This is a genomic window from Geomicrobium sediminis (assembly GCF_016908595.1).
GTDB lineage: Bacteria > Bacillota > Bacilli > Bacillales > Marinococcaceae > Geomicrobium_A > Geomicrobium_A sediminis.
This window is the reverse complement of record NZ_JAFBEC010000014.1, coordinates 48803-73290: the sequence shown is the minus strand read 5'-3', so window position 1 is coordinate 73290 and position 24488 is coordinate 48803. Positions and strand designations below refer to the sequence as shown.

General features: G+C 41.1%; 20 protein-coding genes and 1 pseudogene. 11 read left to right on the top strand and 10 right to left on the bottom strand.

The window, feature by feature from the left end; genetic code table 11:
• Together JOD17_RS18135 and JOD17_RS18130 are read right to left on the bottom strand one after the other, a co-directional pair.
• Positions 1-1541: pseudogene (locus JOD17_RS18135) on the bottom strand (hypothetical protein); the annotation flags it as partial.
• A gap of 126 nt (positions 1542-1667) precedes the next feature.
• Positions 1668-2366, bottom strand: coding sequence for a hypothetical protein (locus JOD17_RS18130; protein ID WP_204699436.1), 699 nt, complete (start codon positions 2364-2366; stop codon positions 1668-1670).
• A 305-nt stretch (positions 2367-2671) separates the two neighbouring features.
• Here JOD17_RS18130 and zupT point away from each other — a divergent pair, with 305 nt between their 5' ends.
• Positions 2672-3487: a zinc transporter ZupT gene (gene zupT / locus JOD17_RS18125; RefSeq protein ID WP_204699435.1), complete on the top strand. Its 816-nt coding sequence runs from the start codon at positions 2672-2674 to the stop codon at positions 3485-3487.
• Positions 3488-3702: 215 nt separating this feature from the next.
• Here zupT and JOD17_RS18120 read toward each other — a convergent pair whose 3' ends face one another.
• Positions 3703-5127, bottom strand: a complete 1425-nt coding sequence (locus JOD17_RS18120) for an aldehyde dehydrogenase family protein (protein ID WP_204699434.1) — start codon at positions 5125-5127, stop codon at positions 3703-3705.
• 288 nt (positions 5128-5415) lie between these two features.
• Here JOD17_RS18120 and JOD17_RS18115 point away from each other — a divergent pair, with 288 nt between their 5' ends.
• The 4 genes from JOD17_RS18115 to JOD17_RS18100 all read left to right on the top strand — a co-directional run bounded on the left by JOD17_RS18115 (position 5416) and on the right by JOD17_RS18100 (position 9042).
• The gene (locus tag JOD17_RS18115; protein ID WP_204699433.1) at positions 5416-6222 is read left to right on the top strand and encodes an alpha/beta fold hydrolase; all 807 of its coding nucleotides are present in this window, start codon (positions 5416-5418) and stop codon (positions 6220-6222) included.
• Positions 6223-6459: 237 nt separating this feature from the next.
• Entirely contained in the window at positions 6460-8013 is a 1554-nt protein-coding gene (locus JOD17_RS18110) for an AbgT family transporter (RefSeq protein WP_204699432.1), read from the top strand.
• A 158-nt stretch (positions 8014-8171) separates the two neighbouring features.
• Complete coding sequence (locus tag JOD17_RS18105) at positions 8172-8354, top strand: hypothetical protein (protein ID WP_204699431.1); 183 nt, start codon at positions 8172-8174, stop codon at positions 8352-8354.
• 85 nt (positions 8355-8439) lie between these two features.
• Entirely contained in the window at positions 8440-9042 is a 603-nt protein-coding gene (locus JOD17_RS18100; protein ID WP_204699430.1) for a short chain dehydrogenase, read from the top strand.
• A 47-nt stretch (positions 9043-9089) separates the two neighbouring features.
• Here the strand turns inward: JOD17_RS18100 and JOD17_RS18095 are convergent, their stop codons facing one another.
• The 3 genes from JOD17_RS18095 to JOD17_RS18085 all read right to left on the bottom strand — a co-directional run bounded on the left by JOD17_RS18095 (position 9090) and on the right by JOD17_RS18085 (position 11423).
• Complete coding sequence (locus tag JOD17_RS18095; protein ID WP_042359888.1) at positions 9090-9824, bottom strand: DUF6081 family protein; 735 nt, start codon at positions 9822-9824, stop codon at positions 9090-9092.
• Between the two features lie 11 nt (positions 9825-9835).
• The gene (locus JOD17_RS18090; RefSeq protein ID WP_204699429.1) at positions 9836-10765 is read right to left on the bottom strand and encodes a prenyltransferase; all 930 of its coding nucleotides are present in this window, start codon (positions 10763-10765) and stop codon (positions 9836-9838) included.
• Positions 10766-10877: 112 nt separating this feature from the next.
• Positions 10878-11423 (bottom strand): GNAT family N-acetyltransferase, encoded by a 546-nt coding sequence (locus tag JOD17_RS18085; RefSeq protein ID WP_204699428.1) that lies wholly within the window; start codon positions 11421-11423, stop codon positions 10878-10880.
• A gap of 220 nt (positions 11424-11643) precedes the next feature.
• Between JOD17_RS18085 and htpG the strand changes: the two genes are divergently transcribed.
• Positions 11644-13503, top strand: a complete 1860-nt coding sequence (gene htpG / locus JOD17_RS18080) for a molecular chaperone HtpG (protein WP_204699427.1) — start codon at positions 11644-11646, stop codon at positions 13501-13503.
• Between the two features lie 101 nt (positions 13504-13604).
• On the opposite strand, the gene JOD17_RS18075 is transcribed toward htpG, so the two are convergent.
• Together JOD17_RS18075 and JOD17_RS18070 are read right to left on the bottom strand one after the other, a co-directional pair.
• Positions 13605-15151 (bottom strand): IS3 family transposase gene (locus tag JOD17_RS18075; RefSeq protein WP_204699426.1). Its coding sequence is split into 2 segments (ribosomal slippage): positions 13605-14458 and positions 14458-15151, totalling 1548 coding nucleotides; the frame shifts between segments, so codons are not numbered across the junction.
• A 431-nt stretch (positions 15152-15582) separates the two neighbouring features.
• The gene (locus tag JOD17_RS18070; protein ID WP_204699425.1) at positions 15583-16410 is read right to left on the bottom strand and encodes an SPL family radical SAM protein; all 828 of its coding nucleotides are present in this window, start codon (positions 16408-16410) and stop codon (positions 15583-15585) included.
• Positions 16411-16710: 300 nt separating this feature from the next.
• Between JOD17_RS18070 and JOD17_RS18065 the strand changes: the two genes are divergently transcribed.
• Positions 16711-17415, top strand: a complete 705-nt coding sequence (locus tag JOD17_RS18065) for a response regulator transcription factor (protein WP_042415251.1) — start codon at positions 16711-16713, stop codon at positions 17413-17415.
• Complete coding sequence (locus JOD17_RS18060) at positions 17399-18847, top strand: sensor histidine kinase (RefSeq protein WP_204699424.1); 1449 nt, start codon at positions 17399-17401, stop codon at positions 18845-18847. Before JOD17_RS18065 ends, JOD17_RS18060 begins: the two co-directional genes overlap by 17 nt.
• Before the next feature lie 526 nt (positions 18848-19373).
• Here the strand turns inward: JOD17_RS18060 and JOD17_RS18055 are convergent.
• On the bottom strand, positions 19374-20717 hold the full coding sequence (locus JOD17_RS18055; protein WP_204699423.1) for an MATE family efflux transporter: 1344 nt from the start codon (positions 20715-20717) through the stop codon (positions 19374-19376).
• A gap of 86 nt (positions 20718-20803) precedes the next feature.
• Positions 20804-20983 carry a CsbD family protein gene (locus JOD17_RS18050; protein ID WP_204699422.1) on the bottom strand — a complete coding sequence of 60 codons (180 nt, stop codon included), beginning with the start codon at positions 20981-20983 and terminating at the stop codon, positions 20804-20806.
• 231 nt (positions 20984-21214) lie between these two features.
• On the opposite strand from JOD17_RS18050, the gene JOD17_RS18045 reads away from it, so the two are divergent.
• From JOD17_RS18045 to dinB, 3 genes are all read left to right on the top strand, one after another.
• Positions 21215-21868 (top strand): YkyA family protein, encoded by a 654-nt coding sequence (locus JOD17_RS18045; RefSeq protein WP_204699421.1) that lies wholly within the window; start codon positions 21215-21217, stop codon positions 21866-21868.
• A complete protein-coding gene (locus tag JOD17_RS18040; RefSeq protein WP_204699420.1) occupies positions 21869-23275 on the top strand; it encodes a putative glycoside hydrolase in 1407 nt (468 codons plus the stop codon).
• Between the two features lie 99 nt (positions 23276-23374).
• Positions 23375-24481 carry a DNA polymerase IV gene (gene dinB / locus JOD17_RS18035; RefSeq protein WP_204699419.1) on the top strand — a complete coding sequence of 369 codons (1107 nt, stop codon included), beginning with the start codon at positions 23375-23377 and terminating at the stop codon, positions 24479-24481.
• The last annotated feature ends 7 nt before the right edge of the window (positions 24482-24488 follow it).

Below are 24488 nucleotides of genomic sequence, written 5' to 3'. Positions count from 1 at the left end.
GCGCCAGTAATACCGGTAGCGCCCGTGATGCCAGTGGCCCCAGTAATGCCAGTAGCCCCCGTAATACCAGTGGCGCCTGAAATACCGGTAGCGCCCGTGATGCCGGTAGCGCCAGTAATGCCGGTAGCACCCGTGATGCCGGTAGCGCCAGTAATACCGGTAATGCCAGTAATGCCGGTAACGCCCGTGATACCCGTAACGCCGGTAACACCCGTGATACCCGTAGCGCCAGTAATACCGGTAGCGCCCGTGATGCCAGTGGCCCCAGTAATGCCAGTAGCGCCCGTAATACCAGTGGCGCCTGAAATACCGGTAGCGCCTGTGATGCCAGTAACACCCGTGATACCAGTAACGCCCGTGATGCCCGTGATGCCGGTAACGCCCGTGATACCCGTAGCGCCTGTGATGCCAGTAACGCCCGTGATACCCGTAGCGCCTGTGATGCCAGTAACACCCGTAATGCCGGTAGCGCCCGTGACGCCGGTAACACCCGTAACACCAGTAGCGCCCGTAATGCCGGTAGCACCAGTAATGCCAGTAGGTCCCGTAGCACCGGTATCGCCCGTAACACCCGTAATGCCGGTAGCGCCCGTGATGCCAGTAACACCCGTAATGCCGGTAGCGCCCGTGACGCCGGTAACACCAGTAATGCCAGTAGGTCCCGTAGCACCGGTATCGCCCGTAACACCCGTAATGCCGGTAGCGCCCGTGATGCCGGTAACACCCGTGATACCTGAAGCGCCGGTAATGCCGGTAGCACCCGTAACGCCAGCATCGCCCGTAACACCCGTAATGCCGGTAGCACCCGTAACGCCAGTAGCACCAGTAGGTCCCGTAGCACCGGTATCGCCAGTGGCCCCAGTAACGCCAGCATCGCCCGTAGCTCCCGTAATGCCGGTAGCACCCGTAATGCCAGTAGGTCCCGTAACACCGGTATCGCCAGCGGTGCCCGTAACGCCCGTGATGCCGGTAGCACCCGTAGCGCCCGTGATGCCGGTAGCACCCGTAACGCCAGTAGGTCCCGTAGCGCCGGTATCGCCAGTAGAACCAGGAACTCCTCCACTAGGACCTGTTGGACCTGTATTACCCGTCGGTCCAGATACTCCTTGAGGTCCAGTCGCACCTGCCGCTGCTATGAGTGTGTAATCAGGAGAAGTATCAGGCGTTCCAGTAGGGGGAGAAGTGTTAACAAGGTAAGTGCTGCCTTCATATGTGACTACTTGCCCGACTTGATAAGTTGGTGAAGAAGTAGGGTCAAACGGAATGACTCCTTCGAGTCCGATACCAGTCGCACCGGTAGGACCAGTAGGACCAGTCGCTCCAGTAGCGCCAGGAATTGGTATTGTGATAACTGTAGGTGGCGCTGTCGGTATCGTTGGAATTGTTGGAATTGTTGGTGATGTAGGGATCCCAGTAGGTATTCCAGTTGGAATTGGGCCATTACCACCAATGACTCCGGCACCATTTATTAGGTTATTATTAATTGAAATTCCATTTCGGTTGCGCCGATTAGAATTCCATAAATGTTCAGGTTGATTCACGAAGACACCTCCAAATCAGAGAAAAATGGTCAAATCATCGTATGTGTAGATGGATTAGGAGGTGAGTCATAATTGACCTTTGCACAAAACAAAACAGCAAGTGATGAGATCATCACTTGCTGTAAATTATTGATTTATGCTGTTTTCAACTTCTTCAATTGATCCGGCTGTATTAACAACTCCGTTACTGTCCAAAACGACAAAGGCAGGAGTCGTGTCTAAATCAAAAACATTTTTAAAGTTCGTTGCTGGTTTTTCTTCTGAAGTGTGGAGGTAGTAAACTTGCAAAAGATTATCAGATTGCATAAGTTTTTCTACTTCTTGTTCATCTACATTTTCCATATTATCGTCATCACTATACACGATCGCTAAATGATAGCCCTCTTCAGAGGGAGAGTGTTCAGCGATAATTTCTTCGTCCGATTTAGGATCGTAGACGAGAAAATCCATTTCTACTGGGCTTTCTGTAGCATCATAGTCAGCCATATCGAAGTCAAGTCGTAAACGGTCGCCTTCTTCAATGATTTCTGGATCAATTGGCGCTCCATCACGGTCAATAAAATCTAACTCGTCAGTAATTTCTACTTCAAGTGTACGTAACATCATATCAGTGAAATCTTGTTCAAGCTCCTCTTGGACATACTTTTGATGAGCTGGAGATAAGTCTAGAATAACCGATGACTCAGTCATTTCCATGACATACCCTGCAGTCATGTCCTCTGGGTCACCAATATGATTTGTCGCTTCACTGCCTGGTGTTGGATTCGTGCCACAACCAGCCATTAGGACTGCTATGGCTACTAACGGTTGCCATTTAGTTTTCATAGTAAATCCCTTCTTTTGTTTAGGTTGTTAGGTTTGTCGTCAAAGAATTGAAAACGTTACATCGTTTAATGCAGGCAACATGCAAGAGTTGAGATTTAGACTTGGGGTCTGTTCATTTTTTTTAAAGAGACAAACATATGAATTCACTATGTAAGTCACGTGGGTGTTGTTTTGTAGGATGTGAAGAATCGATTTTCTTAGTCAAAAAAGCTTATCGTGCCAACGAACTATGAAACTTGAGACGAGTATCTTTTGGCAAGTTCCACCATAGACTAGATTGAACAGAGGAAGTGGAGGTCTAGAGGATGGGGGAAGAAGTCTGGATCGCATTTTTATTAACACTAATGGCAGGACTAGCAACAGGAATTGGTAGTCTAATTGCTTTTTTTACGTCGACGACAAATACGAAGTTCCTTTCGTGGGCGTTAGGGTTTAGTGCGGGCGTAATGATCTTTATTTCATTTGTAGAAATTTTTCCTAAAGCATTAGAAGCATTAACGAATGGTTCTGGAGTGGAAACAGGAAAGTGGTTGACCGTTCTCAGTTTTTTCTGCGGGATGCTTTTAATTGCAATTATTGATCGGTTCGTACCGAACGAGAAAAATCCACATGAAGTTAAAAAAGTAGAAGATATGAACCGTTCTTTACGCGAAGTTCATAAACAGCAACCTGACTTATTAAAAATGGGGACGTTTACTGCATTGGCAATTGCGATACACAACTTTCCAGAGGGAATTGCTACGTTCGCTTCGGCATTACACGATCCAACACTCGGTATAGCAATTGCGATTGCAGTTGCCATTCACAATATTCCAGAAGGTATTGCTGTAAGTGTTCCGGTTTATTTTGCAACGGGGAGCAGAAAGAAAGCATTTAAGTTGTCTTTTTTGTCAGGACTAGCAGAGCCGCTCGGTGCGGTTGTCGCATTTTTATTTCTAATGCCTTATTTGAACGAAATGATGTTTGGATTTATTTTTGCAGCAGTTGCAGGCATAATGGTTTTTATCTCACTAGATGAACTTTTACCTGCAGCGCGTGAATATGATGAAGGCCATTCAACGATTTATGGCGTTGTGTTTGGAATGGCAATTATGGCAGTGAGTATTATTTTGTTCATGTAAATTAAGCTTTTTGAAATGCTCGGCGTTCGGCATATTCAAGACACTTTTCACATACGAGAACCGTCTCTTTTTCAAGAGTAAGGTAGTGTTTCATATGTGGGGTTTTTCCTTTACAAAAGAAACAGCTTTTTCTTTGGAATAAGCGTTTGAACATGATGTTCACCTCATAGTAAAACCCTTGCAATAAATCATCGCAAGGGCTTTGTAGTTTATCATTATGATACGCCAACGACTGCTTTAATTTCAAGATATTCTTCGATTCCATACTCGCCCCATTCGCGCCCAACTCCTGATTGCTTGTAACCTCCAAAAGGAGCAGAGAAGTCAGAAGGTGGGTTGTTAATGGAGATACGCCCAGCGCGGATGGAGGAAGCAACTTTTTGCACAGTTTCTTCATCTTCACCAACGACGTAGCCTGCAAGACCGTAGATCGTATCGTTCGCAATTTCAATTGCTTCTTCTAACGTATCATACGTAATAATTGACATGACCGGTCCGAAAATTTCTTCTTGGGCAATCGTCATGTCATTTTTGACATTTGTGAAAACGGTCGGTTTTACGTAATAGCCTGTTTCAAGGCCTTCTGGTTTACCTGTACCACCTGCAATAAGTTCTGCGCCTTCATCAAGACCTTTTTGAATGTAGTCTTGTACACGATTATATTGCTTTTCGGCAACGAGGGGTCCATAGAATGTCTTTTCATCTCGAGGGTTTCCAACACTGAACCTAGGAAGTACCCCTTTCAAAGCTTCGATGAATTCGTCGTGTTTTGCTTTAGAGACGAGAGTACGGGTTGCAGCTGTACATACTTGACCAGAGTTTGCGAAAACATTACCAGCAGCAATTTTAGCTGCTTTCTTCATATCGTAATCATCAAGTACAATTAATGGCGATTTACCGCCGAGTTCAAGTGCAACTCGTTTAATCGTTTTCGCTGCATTTTCACTTATTTTTTGTCCGACGGCTCCAGAACCTGTAAAGGATACGAAATCGATATCAGGGTGTGAGCTAATCGCATCGCCTACGGTTTCCCCTGAGCCATTGACGAGGTTGAATACCCCTTTTGGCACACCAGCAGCTTCAAAGACTTCCGTTAAAATTAGTGCAGCGTATGGTGTTAATTCAGATGGCTTTAGGACGACCGTACTTCCAGCGGCAAATGCACTTGCAAGCTTTGTTGACGTTTGGTTCGTTGGGAAGTTCCACGGCGTAATGAGACCGCTTACACCGATCGCTTCTTTACGAATTAATGTAGGGCCACGCTTTTCGGTAAATTCAAACGTCTCAAGTTCTTTTGCGACTTGACGAAAATGGGCAAGTCCCATATTATAGTGTACTTTCTCACTCATTACGATCGGAGCACCGAGTTCTTGTGTAATCATCTCAACAAAATCATCTTTACGCTTTTCGTATTCATCTGCAATACGAGTTAATAGTGCAATTCGTTCTTCTTTTGTCGTTTGTGAGAAAGCTGGAAATGCTTTACGAGCTGCTTTTACAGCAAGGTCCACATCTTCTTTCGTTCCATTACTAATCGTGCCGATAACTTCTTCAGTGGCAGGGTTTAATACTTCAATTGAATCCGCTCCTGTAGATTTCACCCATTCACCATCAATAAAATGTAAAAGATCAGATCTCATAACAAGCCTTCACTCCTTTTAAGTAATCGTAAACACGTATTCTTCTTCAGTATAGTTCGAATGTAGAGGTGCTGGCTAGCTTTTTATTAAAAAATCTGAATTTATCGGTAAAATATGCTATCTTTCATTTTACATAGACTTAGAACGATGACGGGTAGTTAACGTATCATTTCCGATAATTGTAATGCTAGTCTAAACGATTCCTCCATGTTTGTTTTTCTAGTTTCACAAATGGAAGTTATGGGAATTGCATTAGCAGTAACTAAATACTGGAAAGGCGTGTCTTACATGGGTCACTTTATTGAAACGTTCGATCAAACAACACTATTTGTAGAAGATATTGGAGAAGGAACACCAGTCATCTTCTTGCACGGCTGGCCTGTTAACCACCGTATGTTTGATCATCAAATGGCTGTACTACCAGAAAAAGGGTACCGCTTTATTGGTGTCGACTTAAGAGGTTTCGGTAAATCAGATAAGCCTTCATCTGGATATACGTATGACGCACTAGCTGATGATCTTAGAGCTGTAATTGATGAGTTACAATTGGACGATGCAGTTTTAGCAGGTTTCTCAATGGGTGGCGCGATTGCCATTCGATATATGGCAAGGCATGAAGGGAAAGGAATTCGTAAACTTGCTTTATTAGGAGCTGCAGCACCCGTATTCACAGAACGCGATGATTTCCAGTTTGGTATTCCAAAAGATAATGTTAATGGGTTAATTGAAGGTTCGTACGAAGATCGAGCGAAGATGCTTGAAGACTTCGGAGAGTTGTTCTTTGGTCACGAACCGAGTGAAGCTTACAATCGTTGGTTCCATAGCTTAGCGATGGACGCAAGCCCACATGCAACGATTGCATGTGCAAGAACGTTACGTGATGCGGATCTACGAGACGACTTATCAGCAATAGAAGTACCAACCGCAATCTTACACGGTAAGAATGATGAGATTTGTCCCTTTGATTTAGCAGAAGTTATGGAGTCAGGAATTGAAGCAGCTGAAATTGTCCCATTTAACGATAGTGGTCACAGTTTATTCTATGATGAGCGAGAGAAGTTCACAGAAGAACTCATTCGTTTCTTTGAAAAATAAAGCGTAGAAGCTATGTAACGATTTTTTTGTTACGTAGCTTCTTTTTTATGAACTGATAGCGAACATTTACATACATATCCTTGGAAAAAAATTATTTTTTTAGAATAATAATATCTCGTTGACATTTAGGCATGAAAATTGCATTATTAGTTTTATGGATTTTGAAGTCGACGTTTGTCGGCGATAATTGTTTGAATTCTTTTGCGATAAGAGAGTAGAAAGAGGGCAGTGTTTGTTATGAATGAGGGAACAGAGAAAAAACCTAGAAAAAAAGGGCTTTTTCAACGCTTTTTAGACTTTGTGGAGAAGACGGGAAATAATTTACCACACCCTGTCACATTGTTTGCACTATTGGCGTTAATCGTCATCTTGGCATCTGCAATTGTATCTAGTTTTAATGTTTCTGTCGACGACCCGGTGAACAGTGGGGAGTCTGTTGAAGTTCTCAATTTGTTAAGTGGCGAAGGAATTACTTATATATTTTCGAGTATGGTCGATAACTTTATTAACTTCGCACCACTCGGTGTTGTGTTAGCAACGATGATTGGTATCGGTGTATGTGAACGTACTGGACTAATTAATGCAGGGTTAAAAGCGTTTGTATTATCGATTCCGAACCGTCTCATTACAGCAGGCCTATTGTTTGCGGCTATTATGTCAAGTGTTGCAACTGATGCAGGGTATGTCGTATTGCCCCCTCTAGGAGCGGTCATTTATGCTGCACTTGGTCGACACCCGATCGCTGGTCTTGCTACGGCATTTGCAGGTGTATCTGGTGGCTTTAGTGCCAATTTAATCCTAACATCAATTGATCCGATGCTCGGTCAGATGACGATCAATGCTGCAGCAACAATGGATCCAGCATACGCTGATCAAATGAACGTTGCAATGAACTGGTGGTTTATTATTGCGTCAACGATTTTACTAACAATTGTAGGTACGATCGTTTCTGAGAAAATTGTCGAGCCTAGACTTGGTGAGTACAAAGGGGATTACCGTGGTGATCTTGAGCGTCTAAAGCCAGTCGAGAAAAAAGGACTCCTTTATTCAGTGATTTCTGTTGCCGTAACTGCTGGGGTATTAAGTCTGCTCATTCTACCAGAATGGGGCCCTATGCGAGGGGACGACCCTGAAATGCCAATCGTCATGTCTCCGTTTATGGATTCTCTCGTTGTCTTTATCCTCATCTTGTTCTTAGTACCAGGTATCGTATATGGTATTGTGACGAAAGAAATTCGTAGTGATAAAGATGTTGCTAAGCAAATGTCTGATACGATGGCATCGATGGGTATGTTTATCGTACTAGCATTTACCGCAGGACAGTTTGTTGCTTTCTTTAATGAATCGAACTTAGATCTTGTCCTCGGAATATATGGTGGTGAGTTTTTAACCTCATTGAATATTGATGGATTACCAGTCGTGATCGGTTTTATTATTGTTACGGCAACATTAAACATGTTTATCGGTTCAGCTTCTGCAAAATGGGCAATGATGGCACCGATTTTCGTACCAATCATGATGCAAACGGGCTATTCGCCTGAGCTTGCTCAAGCTGTTTACCGTGTATCTGATTCTGCAACAAACATGTTAACCCCACTTTTACCATACTTTGCAATGATTATCGCATTTGCTCAAAAGTATGATCGCAAGATGGGAATTGGTACGCTGATATCTACGATGTTCCCGTTCTCTATCTTTTTCCTCATTTCATGGACAATCATGTTAATTGTATGGATGTTCTTAGGGCTAGATCTTGGACCGAATGCACCAATTTATTATGACCCTTCATAAAAGACGCTAAAATCAATTGAAAAGCTGTTTAGGGATGATTAATCTCTAAGCAGCTTTTTAGTCGTGTGTTAAGTTCTGCTATTGATTGTGCAACAACGATTAACCATAAAAACGTATGTGTTAAACTAAGGAAAACTGGGAAAGGGAGTAATGTTCGTTTGAATAAATTAAAGTATGCAATGATTTCTGGGTTTTCATTAGCTGTGATCATATGGTTTTATCAATCATTTCTGTTAATGAACGTACAGATGGGACTCATTGTTTTCTCGTTTGTTTTGATGACGTTCTTTTCCTATATTGGTTTTTCGATCATGGAATACGCTAAGCGAGATGAATCGTAAGGAACTTTGCATAGGCAAAGAATATTGTTCATAGTTATTTAGGTAACCAGAATAGAAATCGGCGTAGAAGAAAGGTTGAGTGCACATGAGAGTCTTATTGATCGGAGCAAGTGGTACGATCGGTTCTAAGGTCTACGAACGGTTAGAGAAGCAGCATGAAGTGATTCGTGCCGGAAGATCTGGAGCCGACGTGACCGTTGATATTACGGATGAAGAAAGCATTCGAGCAATGTATGAGCAAGTCGGAAAGATCGATGCTGTCATTAATGCTTCAGGAAGAGCTGGATTTGCTCCCCTTGAAGAGTTAACACCAGAGAAAAACGAGTTAGGTTTAATGAGCAAGTTAAAAGGTCAGATTAACCTCGTATTGCTCGGCATTCCTTATGTGAAAGACCATGGCAGCTTCACCCTTACGACGGGAGTTATGATGGATGATCCGATCCCACAAGGAGCTTCTGCTGCGATGGCCAACGGCGCTGTGCGGTCTTTTGTGAAAGCATCAGCTATCGAAATGCCAAGAGGTATTCGAATTAACGCAGTAAGCCCTACGGTTTTAGAGGAGTCATATGAGAAACTTGGTAGCTTCTTTAAAGGTTTCCAGCCGGTTGCTGGGGAAAAAGTGGCTTTAGCGTATAGTAAATCTGCAGAAGGTATGCAAACTGGACAGAATTATGAGGTCTATGAATAGAATTAAATAACAAAAACGGCACCTTCACTAAAAGGTGCCGTTTTTGATTATTCTTCTTCAGTTGTGATCGTTACAGGAGACCATTCGCCAATAACCGTTTGACCGTGAACACTTACACTGCCGTTTGCAGTAAGGTCTTTTTCAGTCATAATTCCGAGTGCGACTGTGAATTGGTTTAATTTCACTGGTACATTTGTTTCGCGACGTACTTCATGATCGTTAATGTAGAAAATCACTTCGTCGTTGTGTTGGTCGTACGTAATTTTGTATAGGTTGAAATCATCAGTTTTAAAGTGGTCCGTTGATTCTTTGAACATGCAGAAATATTTCGTTTGATCGGTGTCAGGAACGTCAACGCCTGGGAATGGAAGAATTCCATAAACAGAAGAATATTGTTCAGCATTTGTAAAGAAATCAAGCGCTGCACCTGTAGTGAAATCAAGCAAGTTAATGGATACATACCCGTCATACAAGTCACCAGGAGTCGTGTCTTTCGTATTTGCTTTAATGCTAAGTTCAAAGCTGATTTTGCCATCTTCAGGTACAATAACAGGTTCTTTTGAGTAGTACATATGCTTAGCATTATCAAGAATTTGGACGTGGTCATGTGAACGGCTTAGTGGTGCACGAACATAAAGCATGCCGTTTCGAGAAATGACGACCGCATTTGGTTCGCGATATTCCCAAAAGCTTCCATCTTGAAGTGGGAAGCCGCCAATTCTCCACGTGTTATTTTCATTAATAATGTTATGAAATTCTCCTAATACTCGTTTCTCTGTCATGATGTTCACCTCTACATTGTAATTATACCGCTAATAATTAGCGATAAAGTCATAACTAAGCCAGTACGGATTGTCGCCTTTAATGATGCGCCCATTAGAACGGCATACTGTTTACTTTCATTTTTAGACGATAATGATCCATAGGTTTTCAATAGTGGATACGCAGACAATAAAGCGATGAGGGCGTACCAAGGTAACACTTGTCCAATAACAAGAAGAAGCAAAGATAGATAACTTAATCCTGCAAGGAATTTTGAGAAGTTTATTGCTTTCTTCTCACCAAAAATAACGACGAGTGTTTTTTTACCAGCGTTTAGATCGGCTTCCCAATGAAGGAAGTGGTGGTTGTAAAGAATTAGTGTCGTTAACAAGCCGATCGGAATACTAATTAAAAAAGCCTCGATATGGAGTGATTCAGTTAGAACATAATACGTTCCAGTCACTGGTAATACACCGAACGCAAGAAAAATAGCAAGCTCACTATACCCCTTACCACGATAGCCGAACTTCAGCGGTGGAGCGACATAAAAGTAAGCAATAAGTCCACCAACTACAGCAAAGAGAAATACGGGCCAACCGACAATAACACTTAAACTTATGCCAGCAAGGAGAGCTATTGCGAAGTACCCCCAAGTAACAAGAGCAAACGTGCGGATGTTCACTTGGCCATTCGGTAGTACACGTGAATTTGTGGATATTGAAGCAGCAGATTCTTCAGCTGCTTGGTCAACACCATTCTTAAAGTCCCACAAATCGTTAATCATATTGCTAAATAAATGGGCACTAAGTGCACCGATTAGCGTAATAAGAAAAAGACCGAGATGAAGCGATTGCGTAAACGCAAATGCTCCGGCTGCACCAATCATAACTGGAAGCACCATAACCGGTAACACTTGTGCTCGAGATACTTTTAACCAAAAGCGTAAAGATGATTGAGTCATTTTATCCTCTCCGAATGAACACTTCCCTTTAAAATATACATGGGATTTGAATGACAAACAATCAATTGAGCTTAGTAGTTTTTTACAAAAACAAGCATAGAGCAAAATTGCTCTATGCTTGAGAAGTAAGTTGGGGAGTGGATTGGAGTTGTTTTCCCATAATAACAAAGGGTTTAATGATGGAGGTCGGGTAATAATGGTCACAAATCAGATCCCAACCGAGTTGCTTATATAGATTACGATCTTTTTTGTTCGAGAGTTCTAATGTTAAAATCGCTGTTTTATGTCGCACGACATTTGTTATGTGTTCAATTAAATAACGAACGATTTTCTTTCGACGGATTGTAGGGTGGATCACAATTCCTGTAATGACAAAGCAATGGTGTAGCCATTGATCGTATAAGTCTTTGTTTAACGTCGTTTTAAATTGTTCATGATCGGCTTGACCAGGCTTTGATGTATAGCCGTAAATAAATCCGATAAGTTGATCATTTGCGTCCAAAACTTTCAAAGCTAAAAAACCTTCATAATGAAAGTGTTGTAAAAGTTCAGTTTGTATCTCATCACATTGTTCTTTTGCATGCGTATGGCGGTAAAGAGAGATTACTGAATGGATTTCTTCTTGTTTGATAATCGCTTGTATATTGAAATGGTTCATTGCATCTCACCTCTTGTAAGAGAGCCTTTCTCCTTACTACTATTATACAAACAAGTTGCACGCACCACGTTAACAATTCAATTAAAGATTAGCAAAAGTCGTAACATAATTGTTAAAAGCTTAAGAGAAATGTTGACGCGTTGCACGAGATCTGTAAAATAAAAATAGGTTAGCACTTTACATAGAAGAGTGCTAATGGAAATGTGAAGGAGGACTTATCATGACAAAAATACCTTTCCAAGCTGAGTCACAACGACTATTAGAATTAATGATTAACTCGATCTATACGCATAAAGAAATTTTTCTACGTGAATTAATTTCTAATGCAAGTGATGCAATTGATAAGATGTACTACCGAGCGCTTACAGATGACAACATTACTTTTAACCGTGAGGATTATTACATTCACATTCAACCGAACAAAGAAGAGCGTACATTAACGATCACAGACACTGGAATCGGCATGTCACGTGAAGAACTTGAAAACAACCTCGGAACGATTGCCAAGAGTGGTTCACTCGCGTTTAAAAAGGAACAAGAAATTCAAGATGGTCACGATATTATTGGACAATTCGGTGTAGGCTTTTATGCAGCATTTATGATTGCATCTGAAGTAACCGTTACGAGTCGTTCTGTTGATGAGACACAGGCCTATGCTTGGACTTCAGACGGTACCGATGGTTTCTCAATTAACCCAGTAGACAAAGAGACGATTGGTACGACAATTGTTTTGAAGTTAAAAGAAAACAGTGAAGACGAGACATACGATGAGTATTTGGAAGAACATCGCCTACAAACGATTGTTAAGAAGTACTCTGATTTCATTGGCTATCCAATTACGATGAACGTAACAACTCAACAGCCAAAAGACGAAGAGTCAGATGATATGGTTGAAGTCGTTGAAACACAGACGATTAACAGCATGATTCCAATCTGGCGTAAAAACAAAAGTGAATTAACGAAAGAAGATTATGAGCAGTTTTATCAAGATAAGCGATATGGGTTTGATACACCGTTAGATCATGTTCATATTAGTGTTGACGGTGCTGTTCGTTACGATTCCATTCTTTACATCCCAGAAAACGTTCCATTTGATTATTACTCTAAAGAGTTCGAGAAAGGGTTAGAGCTCTATGCTAACGGTGTGTTGATAATGGAAAAATGCTCTGACTTGTTACCGGATTACTTTAGTTTCGTTAAAGGACTCGTCGATTCAGAAGATCTATCGTTGAACATTTCAAGAGAAATGCTGCAACATGATCGCCAACTACAATTGATCGCAAAAAACATCAAATCAAAAATCAAATCACAATTAAAGACGATGCAAAAAAATGATCGTGAGCGTTACGTGACGTTTTATGAATCATTTGGCCGTCAATTGAAGTTCGGTGTGTATAGCGATTTTGGAATGAACAAAAAGGACTTAGAAGATTTGCTGCTCTTCTATTCATCGCATGAAGAAAAGTATACGTCATTACTTGAGTACATCGATCGTATGCCTGAAGAACAAACAGCAATCTATTATGCAACAGGCGAATCTGTACAACGAATTAAAAAGCTTCCACAAACAGAAATGGTTGCAGATAAAGGATTTGAAATTCTTTATCTTACAGAAGATATTGATGAGTTCGCGATTAAAATGCTAGAGAATTACAAGGAGAAGCCGTTTCAATCGGTTTCGAGTGCAGACTTAGATTTTAACGAAGATCAAGAAGAAACGAATGATGACTTTAAAGAACTCTTTAATAAAATGAAAGAGATTCTAGGCAACAAAGTATCAGATGTTCGTGAATCAAAACGCTTGAAATCTCACCCTGTCGTACTTGCGGCAGATGGAGAAATTACGATTGAAATGGAAAAAGTCCTTCAATCGATGCCTGACAATAATCAACAAGTCAAAGCAGATAAAGTGTTAGAGATTAATGCAAAGCATGAGGTGTTTACGAAATTGCAGCATGCGGATGAAGAGACATTGGCTTTGTACACAAACGTATTGTACAACCAAGCCCTCCTAATTGAAGGATTACCGCTTGAAGATCCAGTTGCATTTTCGCAAGACGTATGTAAAGTCATGATCTAATATAAGGATAAAAAAAAGAGCGACCGTTTAATTGAACTGCCCCCTGTCAAGTAGACAGGTAAATAAGTAAAGTATGTAGATATGGTATAGCTCGTCGTGAGCTATGCCATTTTTAATGTGATTCGGTCTTCATTATAGAACTTGATGTACGCATGAATATCGTGTTCGAGCTCTTCAAACGTATGATACTTCTTTAAGTGAAACATCTCCGATTTTAACGTTCCCCAAAACGCCTCCATCGGTCCATTATCAATACATCGGCCTACACGAGACATGCTTTGGACAAACTGACGCTGCTTTAACAAACGTTGAAAACTTGGCGATGTATATTGATAGCCACGGTCACTATGGAGAAGAACATGGGTCGCTTGCGTTCTTTCAATCGCTTGATGGTACGTATCAAAGACAAGCTTATTGTTGTTGGAATGACCGAGGACATGGCTCACTATGGTTCCTTTCCCAAGGTCTAAAATTGCACTTAAGTACGCTTTTTGACCACTAGGGAATTTCAGTTCAGTCACATCAGTCAGCCACTTTTCATTTTCGCGTTCAGCAGTGAAGTTTCGATTGAGTAGATTCTCTGCGGTTACTTCAGGCGTGCTTGGGCGATAGGACTTTCGCTTTTGTCGGATCACGGCACGCAAACCAAGGTGTTTCATCAGACGACGAACACGCTTATGGTTAATGGTCATGCCTTTACGTTGGCGTAAATAAATGGTGATACGGCGATAGCCATAGATGCCTTTGTGATCGTGATAAATGGTTGTGATCTCGTCCATAAGCGCTCGGTCATCGGCTTCATCGTCAGGCGTTTGGCGCTGGATCCATTTATAGTAGCTCGCCCGTGAGATCCCCAGCGCTTCACAAAGCCAGGCAATTGGATACGCTTCTTTTAACGCTTCGATCGTTTGGTAGGACGCTTCTTGGTGGAGGCGTTTCTCATCATCTCCTCTTCGATTTCTTTGGTCTTTTTTAGGACGTTGTTCTCCATCTCTAACCATTGGTTACGTGCCTTCAGGGCTTTGATTTCTGCCTCAAGTTTTTCAGCGTCCGTCTGAACAGATGGGGCTTTTCCTTTTCCTCGTCCATCAATCAGCGCATCCGGTCCGTGTTCTTTGTACTTTTTCACCCATTGGTAGACCTGATAGTATTTGACCTGGTACTTCTCAGCCATTTCTTTATAGGTGAGGCCTTCTCGTATGCATTCTTCGGTTATTTTGATCCGTTCTTCAAGGGTTGTTTTGCGTGCGTTCATCGTATACACCTCAGGTTTTGGAAGGTAGTCCTTCATCTCTTTTCCTAAAGTATAACGCATCACCCAGTTTTTCAGTGTCTGTCGACTTGGAATGTTGTACGCAATCGTGAGGGATTGAAGCGAGCCATGACCGTTTACGTATTCTTGAACCACCTTTTCTTTAAAGTCCTTCGAATACCTCTGGTTCGATTTCCTCGTTTGTAAACCCTCAAGCCCATGAAGCCGGTACCGTTCATAATACCGATGTAAGGTGGTTTCAACGATCGGAAGTTGATACGTTTCAATGAGCCACTTGTAGGAATAGCCGGCAACACGTTTCTTGAAAACGTCTTCTAGAATCGCCAAATCAACCTTTAATTTTCTCAACAAAAAAAATCCCTCCAAAGGTTTCACTTTTTAAGTGTCTACTTTGAAGGGAGCATATCAAATGACGGTTGCTCTTTTTCAGGCTGTTGAGAAACTTAAACGTACCAAATGAGTACTTGTAAATGAGTAAGCGACTTCTGTGGCTACGCTTGCCGCGGGCGTTGCACGAGCTTAGTGCTTCGCACGATGATCTTCGGCTAACGAATAAAGGAAGTTCAACAGTCATTGCTTATAGCAATGATGTAGAACCAACCTGCTTTGCAGGCCGCCGCAGGGGTCTTCGCCACGACAGCCGCTTTTATACGGCATAATGAGTTTACAAAAGCAAAAGTAATATGTATAACTTCAATACTTTGAAATCTACAAGTTCATTAACTCTTCACTTCATTTATATAAGAACAACACTTTTTCGACACTTTGGAAAAGAGCAACCGTGGAATGACGGTTGCTCTTTTTGTTTAGGTTGGTGGTAAAAACCCTTGTTGACTAATAAAGAGTTCTTTATCACGAAATTCTTGTTGGAAACGACGGAGTAATTTTTTGTAGGCGTTCTCATCGTACCAATGATAGACATGTTCAGGTTCGTATTTGTTTTGAATGTTCAGTTGTTTCGTTCGTTTACCGCCACTGCCATCACCCATGAAAAAGTCGTCAATCGTGATTCGGTTTGTGTGGTCTCTTAGGATTTTTGGGAAATTTGGTGAGCTTGGTAAAAGTGGAGCAATCGCAGCTTGCGTTTGAATACCATTCGCATGAAGTTCTTTAAGAGCTCGTAGTCGCCCTCGGATGGCAGGTGCTTGTGGAGAAAACTGCTTTCGAATCGAATCTTCATCTGTTTCGATTGTGATGCTTACGAGTAGACGGTCCTTTAATTTTTGGAATAAGTCCAAATCACGAGTAACCATTGGACTTCTCGTTTGAATGAATAGAAAGTCAGGTGGGTCTTCAGTAAGTGCTTCTAAGAGATTGCGAGTTAACTCTTCTTTGTATTCAATCGGCTGATAAGGATCAGTACTAGAAGACATAAAAACCGTGACCGGTCCTTTTTGTTTTTCACGTCGTAGTTCTTTTATGAGCAATGATTTAGCATTTGCTTTTACATCAACGTAGTCACCCCACGATTGTTCCCGAAAAAGGGCGATTGGCATTTTCCTTACGTAACAATAAGAACAGCCATACGCGCATCCGACATAAGGGTTCAGGGTGTGACTGTATCCTTGAAGAAAGCCAGAGGCTTTCGTAAGAATCGTTCTTGCTTGTTTATGCAAAATCGTCTTTTCTCGCATGAATGATCACAACCCTTACTGAAGTTTAAATACCGATGAGAGTGAATTTTAGTGTACTAGAAAAAAGGATGAGAGTCTCACAAGAACTTCTTGTCTCCTACACATGAACTACAGATGAGCCCTTTAATGTAAGAGGTAGATCAACAAAATGCTGCCCCCCAGCATTCTCATTTAGACGATGAAACGTTAAGGAAAGTAAGGCATGTTTAGGAAAGGAGCGGATACGTAGTGAGTACCTTCAGTTTAAGGTGCTCACTCTTTTTTTAGATTTAGCACGTAGTGTATAGTAAGAAGTAGATAATGACAGATCAAAGTTGGAGCGTTAAGAACATGAGTAGAATATTAGTAGCTGAAGACGACCTTGAGATTCAAGAAATCGTTAAACAATTTCTAATGGCTAACGGGTATGAAGTGGTAACCGCAGACGACGGACTTAAAGCGTATGAAGCGTTTAAGCGCGAACCATTTGATTTATGTATTGTTGATGTAATGATGCCTAATATTGATGGAATCAAACTTGTTCAAATGATTCGCAACACGTCGTTTGTGCCAATTATCATGTTAACGGCATTAGGTGAAGAACAAGATCAAGTCCGTGGTTTTGAGGTAGGGGTAGATGATTACATTACGAAACCATTTTCATTTACGATTCTAACTGCTCGTGTGGAAGCGGTATTAAGACGCACGAATCACCATCATGAAAAAGAAAAAGACTATTATGTACACGAAGAATTAAAATTAGACGCTCTTGGTTACCAAGTGTGGGTAAACGATGAGGAAATTAGTTTAACGACGAGAGAGTTTGATATCTTAAAACTGCTAATGGAAAACGAAGGAAAAGTCTTGACGAGAGAAACGATCGTTGAGCATGTGTGGGGGTATGAGTACCTTGGAGAAACTCGGATGATCGACACCCACATAAAGAATCTGCGAAAAAAGTTATCAACGGATCGAATTATGACAGTAAAAGGAGTCGGATATAAGTTACATGTTACCGACCATTAAGCATCTTTCACCAAAGCGAATAACAGGTAAAGTTTTTCTCATTACCGCTGTTACACTCGTCACATTAGCACTCGTTTTCTATGCATTGCTGTATTTGTTTTTACCGAGTTTTTATGAACAATACAAAATTCAAGAAGTTGATGAACAGATTGAACGCATCGTCTTGCAAGCGAATGAAGAGGAGGCGACGTTCCAAGAAACGTATGAACAGTTAGAAGCACTTAGTTGGAATCAAAACGTCTACTTTTATTTATTAGATGAGAACTTTCATCCGCTATTTTCCCTGAACGCTCGCACGTTTGAAATTGAAGACGGACTCGGCAATCGCACGACTGCTGTTCAACCTCCTACGTTAGAAGGGTTTTTAGAGGGTTATAGTCAAACCGTACCGATCACCATTGAAGGTCGAGCGTTTCATTTGTTCTTTAATGCATCGTTGCAACCTGTCAGTGAAGCAACGGAAGCGTTATTTTTGTTTTTGCCATACATTCTTATTGTAGCGATTATTTTATCAATCGGTTGTGCGTACTTCTTCTCGAGACAGATTACAAAACCGTTGCTTAAGTTAAATGCATCAGCTCAATCACTCGCAAGGTTGGACTTTTCGAAAACGATTAAGCACGACAGCGATGATGAGATTGGAGAGTTATCGAAAAGCATTAATCAAATGTCAAATAACCTTGAAGAAACGTTGCTACAATTGAAATCTGCAAATGAAAAATTGCAATCAGACATCGAACGAGAGCGTGAGATTGAAGAACGTAGACGAGAATATTTTTCTGCTGCCTCTCATGAATTAAAGTCACCGATCACGATCTTGAAAGGACAGATGGAAGGAATGATCCATAACATTGGCCCTTATCAAGATCGCGATCATTATTTGAAAAAGTCGTTGAATACAACTGAAGAAATGGAGACGCTCGTACAAAACATGATGCAACTGTCACGATTTGAACGAGACTTGCTCAATCAAAAACAAGTCGAAATCGACCTTGTTCACGTCATTCAAACGACGCTTCATAAGTTAGATTACTTTAGAGAAGAGAAAAACATGACGACGAACGTTACGCTTCCAGACGAGCAATTCGTCATCGGAAATGAAGAGCTCGTCAAACGAATGTTGTATAGCGTCATTCATAATGGGTATATGTATTCTCCTGCTGGAGGGAATCTCACAGTTTCAATAAAGGAATCTGGGGATGAAACGATTGTAACGGTAAACAATGATGGTGTTACGTTGAGTGAAGAGGAGCAAGACATGATCTTTAAACCGTTTTATCGTGTTGAGAAATCAAGGAATCGCCATACGGGTGGAAGCGGTATTGGTTTGTATCTCGTTTCTCAAATGGCGAAAGCTTTAGATGTACGCTACGACGTAAGTAGCTCTGAACATGATGTTACGTTTCGGTTTACGTTTCAGAAACGTGAATAGAGGCGTGTCATTAGTGAAAGAGTGAAATTAACTAACAAGCAGACTCAATTACTCTGAGTCTGCTTGTTTTATTCTAATTTATAAAGGTTGGTTTTCTTTTCCTTATAATTCTTGCTTGTGTAGTATACAATCAGTATTACTGCTGGCATCGTTGACCATATTATTTTGATATTATCCAATAGTATAGCTGCGGTGATTATCGTAACAATAAAAAAGGAGCAATAGATACTACGAGTGATTAGCCAATTTTTCAAATTCTTCACGTCTTCTGCGGACAAAACAATACCAACTCCTTTAGTTCAAGTCCTTGATTATGATGCGATTTACCAATCGGATTACCGATTCATGAGGTTCCAGTACCAATATAGAGAAGAATTTGTTAGAAGTAAATAATAAGTTCGAATATTATAAATAAATACATCTTTTGTTTAACCTCTGCTAGTTCCGTAATAATGTCTCTTTTTAACCTGTTCGTAGCTTAAAGAACGTCACGTGATGAACAATAGACGAGCCAAGACTGGCTCGTCTATTGTTCAGCGAATATTTGTTTTTGATCCCATTTTCCGTAACGAAAGTAAAGATAGGCAAACAGACTACCGATGATTAAGCTGATACCCATTCCAATGCCGATGCCAACCTCACCGAACCAATGGGAGAATAGTGCAGTTAACGGATAGCGAAGCACCCAAAACGAGAGGATGTTTAAGATAAGCACTTGGTACATCGCTCCAGAGGCACGTACGATCCCATTCAAAACGAAATTCACACCGAGAAACGGATAGCATAGTGCAACGATTTGCAAATAACGTGTCCCAAAAGCGACTGCTTCTTCGTCTTGTATAAATAGTCTGACCCCTTGCTCCGCAAAAATCACGACAAGTAGAGCGATTGTAAACATAATCGCAAAGTTGTAGAGCACAGCGAGTGTAGCTAGTTGGCGGACACGATCCCAGCTTTGAGCACCGATGTTTTGTCCTGCGATGCTGTTAACAGCAGTTCCTAAAGCCATGGCAGGTAACAAAATTAAACTATCCAAACGTTGAGCGGCACTAAATCCAGCAACAACATATTCGCCAAACCCAGTAACAACACTTAAAATGGCGGCAACACCGGCTGAGATTACGGCCATTTGTAGTCCAGATGGGATGCCAAGACGAAAGATTAAAGATGCTTCGACTCGTTTAGGTAACGTAGGCAAAGAAAATGGGGCAAGCTGATGTTTAATGACATAAAATAGCCCATAAAAAAATGCGAGCCCTTGAGATGCAATCGTCGCATAAGCGGCGCCCTCAATTCCAAGATTAAACCCTACGATAAACAACGGATCGAAGATAATATTTAGAATCACGGCAATAAGTACAATCTTGAGTGGTGTTTTACTATCACCTAACGCACGAAGAATTGTACTAATAAAGTTGTACCCAAATAAAAAAATAATACCGATAAAGGTAATTTGTAAGTAAGCGATTGCTTGCTCTATAATCGACTCTGGTGTACCGATGAGTGAAAGGAGCGATTCTGAAAATACATAGCCTGCAATTCCAAACAGAGTCGCGATGACAGCCATGATGACGACAAAAGCATTTAAGTAAGAACGTAATCCTTGTTCATTATCTTTGCCTCTTTGTTGCGATAGAATGGTTAAAGAGGCATTGTTCAAGCCGATTACAAAAGACAAGACGGTAAACATTATGGTGCTTGAAATGGCGACGGCACCTAGAGAACTTGCTCCTAGTAAATTTCCGACCCAAAGGCTGTCAGTAATTTGAAAAGAAGACTGAAGCAAGTTCGTAATCATAATCGGACCAGAAAAAAACACGAGCGGTTTAAACAATGGACCTTTAGTGAAATCTTGCTGAGTGTGTTTCATGAAGTATTCCTTTCAAACGTTAAGGCGGTTAATCATCATTATACAAAAAAGAATGCAACTTTGTCTTGCAAAGCTGCACGTTGAATTTATTTATCCATTTCATGTTTGGCGTTTGCTTTCGTATCTTGTGCTTTTCCTTTTAATTTGTCTGTCTTTCCCTCTGCTTGCATCTTTTTGTTGTTTGTAGCTTTTCCTGTTGCGTCTTTTACGCTACCTTTCGCTTGGTTCGCCATTCCTTTAAGTTTATCCGTCGCTTTATCGCTCATGATTGATCCCTCCTAGATGTGTTATTCTCTTATTCACTAAAATGCTTACATTTAAACCGATTTGATAATAAATGACAAATTTATACAAATTCCCTATTCATGTATTCTGATGATTGGTATAATATCGATAATGTGATTGACGAGTTATGATGGATATTGTTTGTATTTAGAAATGGTCATGTGTAACATGAACTTCACATGTGAGAACTGTAAGAAAAGGGAGGGCTTGTGTTGAAAAAGAAAGTATCAGTAAGTGGTCTGGCGTTAACGCTCGTTCTGTTATCGGCATGTACGGACTCTGAAGAGACTGCTAGTGCAGAAGACGCGGGTAATGCTGTTGATGGCATAGAGACTTACATTCAAGATTTTCAAACAGAAGCGGAACAATTACTTAACGTTGAAGAAGATTTACAGTTGGATTTTGAAGAAGACTTAGCCAATGATAGTGAGGGAGCATTACTCGAAGGTACGGGTCAAGTAGCTTCGAATTTAAGTGATCGAGAGGACATTTTGCAATCGCTCGATTCAATACATAGCCAAATTAACCAGGAATTGAATACGATCGGACAAGCCATTGAGCATGTAGATGCAGAAGAACTTCCGAACGATATCGAAGAATTTTCAGTAGGGCTTTCAGATTATGGTGCGGAATTATCCCAGTTTATTGATGAATACCGTCACAACTTGAGCGCTCAAAGTGAATACTTTGAAACGCTAAGCAGTGAAGAAGCTGACTTTGCCGATATTACGGATGGGATTGAGAATGTTAACGATACTCACCGCGCAATGAATGCTAATTGGTACGAATTGGAAGATGCATTAATTAATATGCAAGAAATTCTAGCAAACTTTGAAATGCCTACGCCGGAAGAGGAGGGTGAATAAATGATCAAACCGTGGAAGTTGTCAGCATTCGTAGTAGCCGGATTTGTTGTTACAACGTTAAGTATCACAAGCGTGTCTGCTGAGGAAGAAGCTGAAGACACAGAACAAGACGTAGAAGAGACGGAAGAAGACTCAGAAGAAGCTGATGAAGATTCAGACGAAGGTTCAGAAGATGAAAGTGAAGCTAGGTTATTTGCAATTCCAGATGCTGAAGAAGATCTACTTACGTTACCACGTCTGATCCCAGACCGATTTACATATGATAGCGGTGTGAACATTGAGTACCCAGAAGATGGCGTCCGTGGAATTTTCTCAACGGCACACTCGGCTGGTGGCCAGAAATTCAATGAACTCGTTGATTTTGTCGACAGTACAGACTTAAACGCAATGGTTATTGACGTCAAAGATGACGACGGATTTATTACATTCGAAACAGACTCAGAGGATGAGCGTGTTCAAGAGAATTCACGTGATGTGATTACAGATGTCGAGGGAATGATGGATACGTTAGAAGAGTCACAGATCTATCCAATTGCCCGTGTCGTTGTATTTAAAGATACGATTTTAGGAAAACAAGAACCTGAATTGTCGTTTACTGAAGGAGGCAATGTGTGGACAAACCCAGGTGGATCTGCCTTTGTAAATCCATTCTCAGAAGAAGTATGGGAATACAACGTAGAAGTTGCACGCCAAGCGGCAGAAGCAGGCTTTAAAGAGATTCAATTTGACTATGTACGATTCCCAGAAGGGTTTGGCAGTCGTGATGATATGCTCAATTATACAGAAGGCAATTATGCTGACACAGATATGGATCGTTACGAAAAGCGGATCGCTGCTGTAACAGATTTCGTTGAATATGCTCGTGAGGAACTTAGAGAGTATGGTGTCAAAGTATCAGTTGATATTTTCGGAGTAGCAGCAATGTACGATGAACCAAACATCGGCCAAAGCTTTGCAGCAATTTCTGAGAACGTAGACGTCATTTCTTCAATGCCTTACCCAAGTCATTGGGGAGAAGGTAGCTTACCGGGTATTAGATACCCAGATTTGGAGCCATACAACGTGATGGACTATTATTCTCAAGTAGAAAATGAAGTATTAGAAGAACTTGATAACCCACCGGTTTCACGTCCTTGGTTGCAAGACTTTACCGCATCCTATTTGCCAGATGGACAATGGACATCTTATGATGCACCAGAAATTGAAGCTCAAATTAAAGCACTTTATGACAACAATATTTATGAATTCCTCCTTTGGAATGCAGGTAATAATTACACCCCAGGTGTTGATTATAAACTCGGTCTAGATATTGAAATTGCAGGTGCTGAACTCATGGAAGACGATGAAGAAATGCCTGAAGAAGATTCCGAAGAAGAATCGGATGAAGAAGACAGTGACGACGAATAAAACTCATTGCCCTTGCGAAATAAATCGCAAGGGTTTTTAATTGTTTGAGATGCGATCATTTGTTCGTTATAATGAGATTTAGAAAGGGGAGAACATGCAATGTCGAGTGATCTTCAGTTTCCTGAACCGTATAATAATGTATCGAGAAAGATCATTCATGTAGACATGGATGCATTTTTCTCCTCAGTCGAAGAACGAGATAACCCTTCCTTAAAAGGGAAGCCTGTCATTATTGCGAAGCACCCACGAAAAACAGGTGGAAAGGGAATTGTTGCAACTGCCAATTATGAAGCTAGGAAGTTTGGGATCCATTCAGCAATGAGTGCATACGAAGCGTATGAGCGCTGTCCAGAAGGGATTTTTATTGAAGGAAATTACCCTGCTTACAAAGAGGCATCAGAGCAAATCCTACAAATCATGCGAAAAATCACCGATTATGTAGAACCGATGTCTATTGATGAGGCTTATCTTGATGTGACGAACAACAAGTTGCAAATTGATAGTGCTACCGTTGTCGCAAAGCACTTACAACGGCAAATTTACAAAGAGACGAGACTTACAAGTTCTGCAGGTGTATCCTATAACAAATTTATTGCTAAGATTGCCTCAGACCAGAATAAACCTGCGGGCTTAACCGTCATCCCTCCAGAAAAAGCGGTTGATTTTTTACGGGAGTTACCGATTGAAAAGTTTCACGGTATTGGTCCGAAAACAACATTTCGTATGCATGAATTAGGCATCTATTATGGGGAAGACTTGTATCAGTTAGATCAGATGGATTTAGTAAGGTACTTCGGTAAGGCAGGGATGTCTTATTATCGTAAGATCCGTGGAATCGATAACAAACCACTTTCGTTGACGAGAAATCGCAAGTCGGTTGGGAAAGAACATACGTACTTTTCGAACCTTTTCTCTGAGGATGAAGTAAAACGAGAACTCATGAGATTAAGTAAAGAAGTGCAAGCTGCACTCGAACGCCACGGGAAAAAAGGGAAAACAGTCGTTCTTAAAGTCCGTTACAATTCTTTTGAAACGATCACGAGGAGGATCAGTAATGCCACAGATTTCAAGTCAGCAGATAAGATTTATCAACTTGGCCAGAAGTTGTACGATGAAATTGGAGAAACAGATCAAGGAATTCGTTTATTAGGCCTGACGGTTTCTAACATAACAGAAGTTGAGAATGAACAAATGAAGTTGTTTTAAAGGTGAT